At 38.9% G+C, this 13,279-nt stretch carries 7 protein-coding genes; all 7 read right to left on the bottom strand.

All coding sequences use genetic code 11. The features are described 5' to 3' along the window. Window positions 1-140: 140 nt before the first annotated feature. The 7 genes from ACUN24_RS18890 to ACUN24_RS18860 all read right to left on the bottom strand — a co-directional run bounded on the left by ACUN24_RS18890 (window position 141) and on the right by ACUN24_RS18860 (window position 13,230). Complete coding sequence (locus ACUN24_RS18890) at window positions 141-2,618, bottom strand: YfhO family protein (protein ID WP_445563910.1); 2,478 nt, start codon at window positions 2,616-2,618, stop codon at window positions 141-143. A 1,178-nt stretch (window positions 2,619-3,796) separates the two neighbouring features. Next, window positions 3,797-4,903: a redoxin family protein gene (locus ACUN24_RS18885; protein ID WP_445563909.1), complete on the bottom strand. Its 1,107-nt coding sequence runs from the start codon at window positions 4,901-4,903 to the stop codon at window positions 3,797-3,799. Between the two features lie 10 nt (window positions 4,904-4,913). Then, window positions 4,914-6,317: a redoxin domain-containing protein gene (locus tag ACUN24_RS18880; protein ID WP_445563908.1), complete on the bottom strand. Its 1,404-nt coding sequence runs from the start codon at window positions 6,315-6,317 to the stop codon at window positions 4,914-4,916. A gap of 38 nt (window positions 6,318-6,355) precedes the next feature. After that, entirely contained in the window at window positions 6,356-7,774 is a 1,419-nt protein-coding gene (locus tag ACUN24_RS18875; RefSeq protein WP_445563907.1) for a PKD-like family lipoprotein, read from the bottom strand. A 3-nt stretch (window positions 7,775-7,777) separates the two neighbouring features. Then, a complete protein-coding gene (locus ACUN24_RS18870; protein WP_445563906.1) occupies window positions 7,778-8,482 on the bottom strand; it encodes a DUF4843 domain-containing protein in 705 nt (234 codons plus the stop codon). Window positions 8,483-8,486: 4 nt separating this feature from the next. Continuing rightward, window positions 8,487-9,896 carry a RagB/SusD family nutrient uptake outer membrane protein gene (locus tag ACUN24_RS18865; RefSeq protein ID WP_445563905.1) on the bottom strand — a complete coding sequence of 470 codons (1,410 nt, stop codon included), beginning with the start codon at window positions 9,894-9,896 and terminating at the stop codon, window positions 8,487-8,489. A 10-nt stretch (window positions 9,897-9,906) separates the two neighbouring features. Then, the gene (locus tag ACUN24_RS18860) at window positions 9,907-13,230 is read right to left on the bottom strand and encodes a SusC/RagA family TonB-linked outer membrane protein (protein WP_445563904.1); all 3,324 of its coding nucleotides are present in this window, start codon (window positions 13,228-13,230) and stop codon (window positions 9,907-9,909) included. Window positions 13,231-13,279: the final 49 nt, after the last annotated feature.

The raw sequence follows: 13,279 nt of genomic DNA, 5'->3' as shown, positions 1-13,279 counted from the left end.
TGGGCACCAACAAAGATAATTCGGCCATGTTAAGCTATAATTAATAAATGATAGGGATTCTATTAATTACCGGATTATATTTAGTTGATATATGCCTTTAAAAACTGAAGATTTGTGGAGTTAGGGTAGTTGGTATTTCGTTATTCACCTAGATATTTTGTTCGGCTAAGCCCCTTGACGCTTACACCAACTAATAAAATCATAAGTAAAAAAGAGCCTGCTAACGATATTTTTTCGCCTGTATAGTATGAATTAGGGTGAAACACAAACTCAATATTATGATTGCCAGCAGGAATTTGTGCTGCCCTCAAGATATAATTTGCCCTAAAATACGGCTTTTCAACCCCGTCAATTAACATTTTCCATCCTTTGGTATAGTATATTTCAGAAAATATTGCAATGTTTGCAGATGTGGAAGAACTTTGATAAACCAGATGATCTGGTGAATAACTTACCAATTTTATAAAGCCTTTACTTAGAGTGGGCAACCAGGATTTTAGGCTAATTTGGTGTTTAAATTCCTCGTGAACAATAGCTTCATTCTTTGGTGAGAAGTTTTTTATGGCAGCCATTTCCTGATCAGCATTTTTAACATATTTAACGTTGCCCACAAACCATGCATGACCACAAGCTGATGGGTTCAATTCACTTTTAAGTAGTGGGGATTTGTCTACGGCAGTGATAATATACTTCGTATTTAGCATTCCAAGTATGTTTAAGTTGATCTTTTCACTAAAATTAACTGCAATTAATTCCTCAAATCTTTTCAATCTTACTGCAGAATACCCACCGATTGATTTGTGAAAGTACGGTGTATTGCTATCACTCAAGATATTTTGCGTTAAATCAATCACTTTGTAGTTTGGATCGCTGTCTAGTCTAATCTGTTTATCAACCTCCCGAAGTTGAGGTAACTCTACGTCTACTTGCGCGGTAAAATTTTCATAACTTAAGTATCGTTTATCAACACTCCATAAATCAATTAATACAACGAATAACATAGCAACTGAAAATGATGTAACAGCTAACTTATTTTTGAGGTATGCCCATAATAATCCGAACCCTATTAAAATAAATATTAATGACCTAAAGGCATCAGACTGTGCAGCTGCTTTTCTATCAGCAATAAGAGCATTTCCAATAGATTGAGCTATATCATTATCAACACCATATGCTTGCTTTATCTGAGCTATAAAATTGATATGATCGTTGGTTTTGAAAGATAAAATTAAATCAGGTATGACTAAGATCAATAAACATAAACTGCCAGTTACAGCTAATGCTATCTTAGACTTTCTAAGTAGAATCAGCTTGTCAAAATTAACTGTAACTTCGTTAATAGCCAGTAAGGCTAACATTATAAAGAATAACGATCCCAAAGCAAGAATTGACTCAACCGCTCGAAATTTGTTATATAATGGAAAATAATCAAAGAAAAGGTCCGAAAGAAAAGGCCAGTTTCTGCCAAATGATAGCAGCATGGTCAAAATGATGACTGCCAAGAGCCACCATTTCATACGGCCTTGCACAATCAATAATCCGAGTGTAAATAAAAAACATATTGAAGCACCAAAATAAAATGGCCCCTCCGTGAAAGGTTTGTCACCCCAATACAGCGATAAACTACCTGAAATATTCGCGGCTTGATCTTTTGCAGCTCCTAAACCAATTAAAGTTCTTGCAACATTCGATTCAGGATTTGCATGCCCTCTTGAGCTTCCCCCGTATGCATTGGGAATTAAGAACGTGAGGCATTCCCTTACCCCTTGGCTCCATTGATATGCGTAGTCTTTTGGTAATCCAGTGTTTGGTTCTGTATTCTGTTGTGTAAGATTTGACTTACCACGAATGGTTTCTTTACCATAGTCATAGGTACTCCACAGTGAAGAGGCGTTTACCGTAAAAGCTAATAAAGTTGCGAATGCTGCACATCCAATTGATTTGAAGAAGTCCTTCGTGTGTTTGGCCTTAAATGCGTGATATGCTTCCAAAATAACAAACATCAAAAGGGCAAGCATTAGGTAATAGGTCATTTGGAGATGGTTCGCCCTAATCTCCAGCGCAATAAACAAAGCAGCTAATGCAGTACCTAATAAGTACTCTTTTCGGAAGATCAAAATAATACCTGCGATTACAGGACCAAAAAAAGCGATAGCAAATACCTGATTAGCATGCCCGGCGGCCAGCAGAATGATATTGTACGATGAAAAAGTAAAGGCCAGTGCACCAACGCCTGCTAACCATGGCTTAAGCTTAAGCACTGAAAAAAGCAGATAGGTCCCAAACATTAAAAGCAAAACAGTTCCTGTTGGTTGTGGAAAAGTATAGTTGATAGCATTTACAATCCAAGTGGTTACATTATTAGGATATGGCGCCCAAATTTGAAATGTTGGCATTCCGGCATGTATTTGATTTGTCCACAGGATAGTTTCACCCTTCTCCTTATATTCGTTGATTTCGGTCTGGGTAGACTGTGCTCTTGTAACGTCGTTCTGTCCGAGTGATTTACCTAAAAACGATGGATTGAAATAAACAAAACATATAGCTATAAACAGGGTTCCGATTAAAAAGTGTGTACGATTTTGCCTAAACCAATCCTTCATTTTTCTTTTTTTCATAAATATAGTAAAGATCAAGATTTTTCATTTAGGTAATTAAAAAATTGACAACAGTTGCCTACAGTTTTATCACTGTTCCCTCAATAGCTGATAATAAACAACGCTTTGGAACATTCAGGTCAAATCCGTTATATGGCTTCTAAGAATTTATTTTTTTAATTAATGGTTATCAAAAACTCATTTCACTAATCAAATCAACATTCGGGTTTTTGATTATGCGTTTTTGATCATGTAAAGGGAGTATTTCTTTAGGTACCTGAAAAATTCTAAAATTTTAGAAGTTAAAATTTCACCTTTCTCAACATAGCCTTAATTCCGCGTTTGTAAAAAAACAAAGCCCCGTTTGCCCGCTAATTTCAATAACTCCATTTCGGCTAGCCATAAATTTTGTATCTTAGCATAACCACAACGGGTAATCACCCAGTTTAATCCATCCGATTAAAAATCCCCAAAAAAATAGCCAAAAGCCCACCTTCACGCCACATTTACCCCACGTTTCGGCCGCCTTCCGGCCAGGTCAGCTTCGTACTTGCTTGCACACTACTTCACCCTTACTTCGGTTGAGTTGTACCCCTGGTGTAGATTTGGTAGGTTAAAGATTTGCGTCGTTTTGGATTGGAAGGTTAACAATAACTCAATAATAGGTAAATGGAGAGTTATCTTAAGGTATTGTTGGTGTACGGCTGTGTCGGAGCAGACCGGGTAAAAGGGGGAATAAACGGCTATTCGGGATTTTAGCATAGTGAAATGCTTTTTAAATAAAAAATCCTCCAACTAAAGTTGGAGGATTTTTTGTGATACCGCTGGGATAACATCTGAATATTTCAACCGGTACTAAATGAGTAAGTTATGAATAATAGTTAGTGGTCATTTTACATTGGGCACCAATTATTTTGACATGATTTAACTAATTTTGAAAGAACAATTTGTTGTATAAACAGATATAAGTTATTGATTTGATATTGAATAACTTATTATTTTTTTCTGCTTATCATACGTCCGTCGAAAGCAAACCACCTACAAAAAAGGCCAAAGTTACTGTCCTGAATATTTTTTTCATCTGCTGCATATAATTTACATCCTATCAGTCGATAACTAAACCATTTTTGCGGACTCAATCTCCTGCTACGCCTGTACCCATTTTACTTTACTGCAAAGAAGCAAGAGAAAGCAAGCTTTTACTTAGATTTCTCGTTTTTGTTAGAGAATACTTCATTTAATTTTTGTGTTAAAATCTCTCCGGTAAGGTTAATACCTAATATGTTGCCATTTCCATCCACAAGGAAATTAGAAGGGATGGACTGTAGTCCATAGTATTTTAGGATTTCCCAATCTCTCACCTGCTTCCAGGGGAGATGATCTTCGCCTACGGCTTTTTTCCACTTTATGCTGTCCGTATCGCATGAAATGCCGAGGATATCAAATCCTTTTGCGTGGTATTTACGATAGTTTTTTAATAAATTAGAATTTTCATTTCTGCAAGGTACACACCAGCTGGCCCAAAAATCGACGAGTAAGATTTTACTTTTGTAATCTGCCAGGGTGACGATTTTACCATCCATATCTGGAATGCTGAATGTTTTCAACTGTGATCCTTTAGCAGAGCGTTGCAGAATAGCCAGATCTTTTTTTGCATGTATGCCCGCTGAAGATAAGCGAAGTGATTGGTCAAGGTTCTGGAAAAGTGCATTTGCCTTATCATAGTCTAGCCGGGCATCGATAAGTTGATTAAGCAGATGGACACTTGCATAATTTTTAGGGTTGTTTCTAATATATTGTTCAGCCAGCCCGCTTTTAATCATCTCCTGTAAATCGGACAATTGATGTTTCAGCATATCAACAGAATCTGCTTTACTTTTGGAAATTAAACCGTCCAGTACATCAGCTTGTTTTATCAGATCAAATCTTTTACGAATAAATGATTGAAGTAGTGCTTGCGTCACTGATCCGGAAATCCTGATCTGAAATAAAGAATCCAGGCTCTGAATACTCCCGCTCAACTGCATTTCTCCTCGTTCTGCAAAAAAAGGATAGTCAAAGGTTTCGCCTGCAAAAGGAAGCTTCATGGCTACCATAACAGGTGTATCGATCGGAGCCGTCCAGCTGAATGCCCCGCTTTTTACCACCACAAGATCTTTATGTTGTTTCCCTTTAAATATATAATTCATGGAAATGGTATCTGCACTAAGGCCGCCTAGCTGACCATTTAGCTTCAATTGGGCTTGCAATTCATTATTTAGTGCAAAGCCCAGAAGCATTAAAATAAAATAAAATTTGTTCTTCACCTTTTTTTGTTTACTGATCTAATTTTTTAACCGTTTCAATAACGGCACTCATTTCTGCGACCAATTCAATATTTGAACCAGCAAATCCTACACTGCTTAAACGGATGAAACCATTACGATCTACTACGAATTTATGTGGTATGCCGCCAACCTTAAAACTTCCAGCTACCTTATTTTCTTTGGTATCTTTAGTTTTTAGGTCCACGTAAAGTGGAAGCATAAAGTCGTGCGCCTTAAAATAAGTCAGTGAATTGTCTCTCACTATGTTAAAGGTGTCGCCTGTTGTTTCTCTGGTATGAATAAACAAAAACCTAACCTCTGAATCATTTTTGTATTTATTGACCAATATCTGCATGCCAGGTAGGGCGGCCTTACAAGGGCCACACCAGGTTGCCCAAAAATCAATCACCAACACTTTACCTTTAAAATCTTCAGATGAAACCTTTTTGCCATCTACATCAAGAAGTTCAAATTCTGGTGCTTTTTCTTTGATCAGGTTATCTGTAAGATGATTTTTATATTTTGCCTCATATTTTTGAACCAATGCGTTCTGAATAGAATCAATATGTGCATTTACATCTTTATTTGGATATATAGACTTGAAGGCTAATTTATACTCGTTTTTGATTTCTTCATCATCTATGTCCCGGTAAATTGCTTGTTCCAGGCCCGTAAATGCAGCACGGTGTTCACCGCTTTTGCTTAGTAAAACATTGTAGTGATCTATCTCAATCTGAGATGGGTTTGGATTCAAATCCATCGCTTTTTTGGCCGTAATAGCGGCGTTTTTATAATCTTTCTTATTTTCAAGCAGATAACGCTTCGTATTGAGAAGCAAAAGTTCTTCTTCCTTAGGCAGCTTTCCTTGCAACAGGGTTTGGTCTACACGCAAAATTACCTGATTTGATATCTTGGGATCGGTTACTAAAGCCAGATTAGACCAAGCCATTAAGCGATCCTCGCCTTTTGTTTTTTGTAAGTATGCCATGGCCTGATTAAATTTCCCAGCTCTGGCAAAGTCTCCGGCAAGTAAAGCATAGGTATAGCCAAATTTTTGATTCGGAAACTGTTTTTTCATGGAAGCGAGTATAGCCAGCTTTTTATTTGAATCCCTTTCTTCCAGGAGCTTATTCTGTACTTTACTAAATGCCAGCTGCCCTTTGGGAAAGCGCTTCGTGGCGATTTCCAGCCATTTGCTAAAATTCAAGCCCTTTTCAAATCCATACTGAGTAAGCAGAATAAGATCTTCTTCAGATCCAGATTGCAGTGCGGCGAGCTTTTGATTAAGCACTGTCGTGTCTTTAATACTTTTAAGATTTGCCAGTTCTTTTTCAATATCACGGGTGCTCTGTGCAAAGAGATTGCCTTGGGAAAGTAAGGCCAGGCCCAGACAAATAATAATTTTACGAAACATATGTGGTTTTCTACTTTTTATACATTTGTTCATGGAATTTAATTCAGCTTACGATAGGCAATATTAGAAATCTCTCCAAAGCCATCAATTTTTTTGTCGAAGGTGCCATTGATAAAGTCGCCCTGATTGCTTAACTTAAAAAAGAATACTTCTCCACCTGCAGCATTGTTTGTGGCTACTACCAATGTTTTGCTGTCGGTCTGATCCATTTGAATTTGTTTGATCTTGCTGACTGACGGAAATGTATAAACCAGTCGGGACGTTTTTGCCAGAATATCATAGAGATAAATATTGTTATCCGTAGCATAATATAATTGTCTTAATGTAAGGGATGCAGCGAATGATTTAGCAGCGGCAATCTCCGGACTGTTCATGAATTTTTGATTGAGCCCTGGCACGGCACCTGACAGAGAATACAGAAACCGGTCACTGTTGGTATCTTGCATCACAAAGAAAAATTCCTGGGTACTGGATTTTTTAGCACCATCCATTGCGCCCACCATCACCATACCGGTATTACCCATGTTAAAGGAGGTTGTTGAAGATCCAAAAGTAGGTGTTAGGCTGAAGTTACCAAAAGGTACAGACATAAAACGCTTGTATTTATTATCATAGAAGTATGTAGAAAAATAAGTGCTTGTAATCACTTTTGGGAACAATTCATAATCTCCTGGAATTCGATCTGTGTAAATTACATCTGCAGGTTCATCGAGCATAGAAGCGGCATATAAACTGCCGTCATTAATCAAATATTCTTCGGTTGTAAATTTTGATACATCGAACGTAAATTTATCTTTCACCGGTTTAAAATCAATGGTTGATTTGCCCGAACGAAGGAAATCGTTCGCGCCGAATCTATAACTCCCATTGTCTGTAAAGAAACTTACTCCAAAGCGGCTTCCATCTGAATTATAGTAGACAAAAGCCCCAACAGCGTTGCCAGGAAATGTCGTTTGGTTTACAGACTCGGCAGGATTGTAGAAAACCTTATAATCCGATCTGATAAAGCCCAGCTGGGCTTTGCCTGCCGCTGTGCTACTTACTATCCATCCTTGTTGAAAGGCGCTGTTAACCTTTACCGTAAATATTTTAAATGCTGATACACCGGTAACGGAATTTGTTGCTTTATATTCCAGGGTATAGCCATACCGTAGTGGTGGAAAAGCGATTACTGCGTTCAATGTTTTTGAGGTCGATAGCACTTTAGGATAAATTCCTTCGACGGCGGTGGTAGAATAAATCTTCCATTGATAGGAAAAACCCTCACCTGCAGGTTTACTTTGGGTGATTTGTGGATCTATTTTTAGGGTATCAAACTGGGTGATGCTGAAGTCTGAAGTGGCCTCAATATTCAAATCGTTTAATTCCTTATAGGTAAAGTCTTGATTTTTCTTACAAGACCATAAGCTGGCGCAGCACAGTAATAATACGCAGATATAATATTTCATTTTCAACATGGCTTAAAAATTAATTTGGTTACCGTATTCATCAATTAAAGGTCCGTTCAGCTGCACGTAATCGGAAAGTGCTTTATTCAACTGCACCTGAATCCGAAACAATTCGCCTAAACCATTTTTTTGGTCAAAGTTGGTAAGTCCGGTAACTTTGACCATAAATTGAAATCTAACCACGCTAAAACTGCCAAATAAAAAGGAGACTGATTCCCAGTAGTCAGGTTCGATGAGTTGGTTAGTAATTTTGATTTTAATTTGGTTGAAATTCTTTGAGCTGTTTGTTGCAATACCTGGCGCACCAGCAACGAGCTCGCTACCCTGATCAACACCGAGAATGAGGTTAAGGGTTTGGGTGTTCAGCTCTGGCGTATTTAACACCACCAGGGGGTACCGGATAAAGAGTTGATTGGCCGGTAGTTTTACTTCTGGTAACAGGTAATCTGTATTCAGGCGGGCGGTTGAGCCCTGTAACGCTTTTAATTTAATGCTACGGGCTACATTAGATGGTTTTCCTACCAGACGCATCCGAAGGAAAATGGTATCTCTGTCTTTAGCAAGTGGCTGTAGGGCGAAGGAATAATTAATGCTGTCGGGATCTGTAAAATAATCGGTATAAAAACTAATTCCGTCAGCGCTATCGAAAGTCGGAACATCGACTTTCTTACAGCCCAGCGCAAAAATTACCAGGAATAATATGCTTAAGTATTTCATGTTTTTAGTTGTAATTTGGGTTGAATTCTAATTCACTGTCTGGAATAGGAAGCACATACTGCGATAATTGGATGTCTGTTGTCATAAACTGCATCCTTGTTATATTTTTGCGCTTGTAATAGAAAAAAAGTTGGCCTTCTGCAAAAAATTCTTTTTGGTACTCTTTAGTAATCTCATCGTTCAGGCTGTTCTGGCTAATGTTTGTGGCCAAAGGCCCTAGGTTTCTGTTTTGACGTACGATGTTCAGGTAACCGATGCCATCTGTAGTAGAAGTTGCACATTCCGCCAGAATGTAATACATTTCGGACAGACGAATCATGGGAACCAGCTGATCCAGACGATTTTCAGATGCGTCGGTACCTGGATAGGTTTGCCAGAATTTAGAAGGAAATACGTAACCCACACTATTGCTGTTATCGGTTTCAATCCTTGCCAGATACCGGATATCAGTACTTCCACCAGAACTGGTTTCATATATTGTTTGATAGTCATTTACAGAACGTTTCATTGTAGATGCACCCCGGAAATAACCGGGATCTGCCCAGTTTCTCAAATTGGCCACCCTCAAGCCAAAAATTTGTTCAGTAATGTAGATCCGGTCTCTCGCTTCAGCAACGGCGGTTGCTGCACTAAATGTGACAAAGGGAAATTTTCCAGAATCTACAACGAATTTAGCTGCTGCAAATGCTTTGTCTTTATCACCCGAAAAAAGATAAACCCTGGCCTGCAATGCTTTAACTGCATAATAATTCATCTTAACATTGCGGTTAAGCTGACCACTTATAATGGGATCAGTATTAACCAGGAACTGTTCCGCTTCATTCAGATCTGCCAAAATGCTGAGTACGGTATTTTTGGTAGTTGAAGGAATAACAGTATATTGGTTCACATCCTTTTTGTAAGGAATGGCTTTTTTATTCATTCCAATCAAATACTCCGGTCCGTAAAGCCTTAAGAGCTCAAAATGCATATAAGCACGTAAAGCCATGGCCTCTCCACGGATTCTTTTATAAGACTGATCACTTAATACACTGCGTTTTTTTTCGGTATTCTGGATAATCTTATTTGCATCCGCAATGACATTGTAACCATTGCTCCAGATGGAATTGCCAAAACCAATTACTTCTCCTGAACTGAAATTCAATTTTGACGTATCATAGAACTTGGCGTTTGATGGAACGTCATAATTCTGAGCCAAGGCCGAAGTAAAGCCCATTGATAAATTATCTCCAAACAGGCTCTGAGAGGTAAATAGGGAGTACACCCCATCTAAAGCCTGCTGAAAGCCTAATTCGGAACTGAATAACTGGTCTTCGGAAACGGATGATTTAGGGTTTACGTCAAGGTACTTTTTGCATGAGGTTAGCATAGTGGCTAAGCAAACCAGTATAGCTAATAGTTTTTTATAGTTCATGTTTTTCGGTTTAAAAGCCTGCTCTTAAGGTCAAGGAATATGTTCTTGCAAATGGATTATTGATACCACGTTCTACCTCAATAGAACTTGCCCTGAAAAGGTCATTTGTAATGGCGGTAACTTGTAAGCTGCGCAAACCAATGTTTTTCAGGAATAGCTTGTTGTAAAAGCTATAGCCCAGGGATGCGGAACTTAAAATCAGATTGTTATCATTCTGTACAAATCTTGAAGTAAGTTTTGTAATCGTTGGGTTCGCGGTTATTCGTCTGAATTGGCTCACATCACCCGGTTTTGCCCAACCCAGATCATAGGCTCTTTGGTCTACATTAAATTTTGCATCCACAGATTCTACCCGGTCTACTAGGGTTTGGTTATAAATTTGGCCGCCAAACTGATAATTGAAAATCAGGTTTACTTCAAAACCACGATGTGAAAAATTAGTACCAAAGTTTCCATTCCAAACTGGCTGATTAATGCCTACTGGTACTTTGTCTGCAACATTCCAATCCATCGTTGTTTCTCCGGATTTTGTGAGGAAAACTTCAGATCCGGTTGTCGCGTCAATCCCTAATGAGCGCACAGCGAATATAGTATTAATGGATTGCCCTTCAATGAGTTGAATGTTTGGGGATGTTTGATCTCGATTACCATTATTTAGTAGATTATTAGAGGCTTTTAAGGCATTTGAAATCTTTCTTACCATGTTTTTATTTGTAAAGCCATTTACGTTTACCGTCCAAAGTGTCCGGCTAACGGGATTTTCTAAGAGGGTATATCGTGCATAAAACTCGAAACCTTTGTTTAGCAATTCACCAAAGTTTTCCGTGTAAGAATTAAAGCCGGCAGAGGGGGCGAGGGTAATCTGCGTAACGGCATTTTTAGTATTTTCACGATAAAGTTCTAACCTCAGGTCTAAACGATTCTTGAAAAATTGTGCATCCAGGCCAATATTACTCTTTAATACGTTCTGCCAACCCAGCAATTCGTTACCCATACCTGCGAGTGTGGCGCCGATGGCACCATAATAGGAAGTATTGGCATTCAGACCGTACCTAAATTGTGAAGCATAAGAGGGCACATTAAGTGAACCGGTAGCGCCGTAACTAGCCCTGATTTTCAGGCGATTGATAATATCACTTTTTTGGAAGAAAGATTCATTATGGATATTCCACCCTGCACCTACAGACCAAAATGTACCGAAACGTTTCTCATTACCGTATTGTGAAGAGCCATCCCTTCTGAACGATACACTGGCTAGAAACCTGTCATCATAAATATAATTTCCGCTGTAAAGCAAGCCTACACGTCTGGTGGTATTTTCATCCCCATCTGGACGGCCGCTGTATTGTGCCGAAAACAGAATGTTATCCAGTGCATCAGTAAGCAGACCTGTCGCTGCAAAAGTATTAAAAGCACTTTTGGCTTGTGAAACGTTGAAACCTATATTAGAGAAGAACTGATTTTTACCAAATATCGCATTCCAGTTTGCGGTAGTCAGACTTTCGTACCCAATATTGTTATTTGTAGAGAGTTGATAACTGCCTTTTAGGTTCAGGTCTGTAATGTTATTAAATCTTGGGCTTTGTGCCGAGTAAAACAGATCGCTCCCTCCGCTTTGTTTATTAATACTCAGGCTGCTTTCGATATAAACCGATTGTGTAGGTTTGTAACGGGCACTGAAATTGTTGGAGATGCCGAAATAGTTGGCGCTATTAATGGAATGCAAGGTGGCATCGTAAATGGGGTTTGCTGTTTGATAAGTATAGTTCAGAAAGGTTAAGTCTTCCAGCATTTTATTTGCCTGGCCTTTACTATCATAAGGTGCCCAGTAAGGGTTCATGGCAACGTAATCACTGAAATTACCGTATGGTGATTCGTTAGATTTATTTTGGAAAACGCGTAGGGAATTTCGGAACTCAAACTTACTTTTAAAGTAATTAAAATCGAATTGTCCCGAATAGTTGGTCCGATCCTGGCCTTTCATTACACCAGACTGGAAATCGCTGCTCGCTTGTAAAGCATAACGAATAACTGAATCACCACCCTGTGCGTAAACAGAGGTTCGGTTGCTGTAACCATTTTGCACCGGAATGGATAACCAATCGGTATTTACTCCTTTAACATAGGCCTTATAACGTTCGTTATACAGCATGTCTAAGCTGCTTTGAACCACGTCAGAACTTGAGTTATATAAGCCCACACGTTTTTCAAAATCCAGTTTTTGCTCGGCATTGAGCAAATGATATACGGAAAGATCTGGCGTGGTAAAGCGAAAATCGTTGGTAACATTCACTTGTAATTTGCCGGCAGCTGGAGTAATTGTTGTGATAACAATAACGCCATTGGCACCTCTTGAGCCATAAAGGGCTGTTGCAGAGGCATCTTTTAAGATAGTTACACTTCTGATAAGGTTCATGTCAAGATCCACAATACGCTGCAAGCTGACTTCAAAGCCGTCTAAAATCAGGAGCGGTAGCGTTGGGATGGTTGCCAGCTGACCTGATAAGTTAGGAAATGAGTTCTCTCCACGGAGTTGGATATTTGGCAATTGATTAATGTTACCTCCTGTTAAATTATTGGGTACTATCCTGAAAGAAGGGTCAAGCGCACTGATGGCCGCAAACACATTGTTGGCACTTACTTTTTTCAGTTCGGCACCAGTAAGTGTATTAGCGGCACCCGTAAAATTCTCTTTTCGTTGTGTAAAAATACCATTAACTACAGTTTCATCCAGGCTAACGACTTGCTCTTCTAAAAAAACAGTCAAGATCCGTTCTGTTCTTATTTCAACTTCAGCTGTTTTATAGCCCACAAATCTGAATTCGAGCGCTTTGGTATTTGCAGGTGCATCAATGGTGAAGCGACCATTCTTATCTGTTTGAGTCTGGATTTTACTGTCCTTAACCAAAACCACAACGGATGGCATTGGCTTGCCAGTTTTGCGGTCTCTGACAATCCCTTCAATTCCTTCGTCATTTCGTCGTGTAGTTCCGTTCAACACCACTGTTTTGTCCTGGATGGTGTAGCTGATGCCCTGCCTGCCTAAAATTGAGTTCAGTGTGGCGTCAAGCGATTGCCCCTTTATATTGGCACTAACTAGTTGAGTGTCTGAAATGATTTTATCTGAATAGACAAAATTATAACCGGTTTGGCCTTTGATGATCCGGAACACTTCTACAAGTGGCTGATTTGAAACGCTTAGTGTAATTTTCTGTGCAAAGCTGTAAGCGCTAACCTGTAAAAGGAAAATGATCAGCACGAGATGGGGTGATGTTAGTATCCTCAAAATTCTGGGGCGTGAGGTATTAGACAGGCCCGGTTTGTTGGTCTTCATTAAGTTCGTTTTGGTTGAAAGTTGATTGGTTATTTGATGTTGGATTTTT

The sequence above is a fragment of the Pedobacter sp. WC2501 genome (assembly GCF_052682415.1).
Note: the sequence above shows the minus strand (reverse complement) of the source record. Positions and strands in the feature narration are given on the sequence as shown.

What these genes read in the sequence shown, in the direction of transcription:
- ACUN24_RS18890 (WP_445563910.1), bottom strand. Translation starts at nt 2,618, where the DNA reads ATGAAAAAAAGAAAAATGAAGGATTGGTTTAGGCAAAATCGTACACAC.
- ACUN24_RS18880 (WP_445563908.1), bottom strand. Translation starts at nt 6,317, where the DNA reads ATGTTTCGTAAAATTATTATTTGTCTGGGCCTGGCCTTACTTTCCCAA.
- ACUN24_RS18875 (WP_445563907.1), bottom strand. Translation starts at nt 7,774, where the DNA reads ATGTTGAAAATGAAATATTATATCTGCGTATTATTACTGTGCTGCGCC.
- ACUN24_RS18870 (WP_445563906.1), bottom strand. Translation starts at nt 8,482, where the DNA reads ATGAAATACTTAAGCATATTATTCCTGGTAATTTTTGCGCTGGGCTGT.
- ACUN24_RS18865 (WP_445563905.1), bottom strand. Translation starts at nt 9,896, where the DNA reads ATGAACTATAAAAAACTATTAGCTATACTGGTTTGCTTAGCCACTATG.
- ACUN24_RS18860 (WP_445563904.1), bottom strand. Translation starts at nt 13,230, where the DNA reads ATGAAGACCAACAAACCGGGCCTGTCTAATACCTCACGCCCCAGAATT.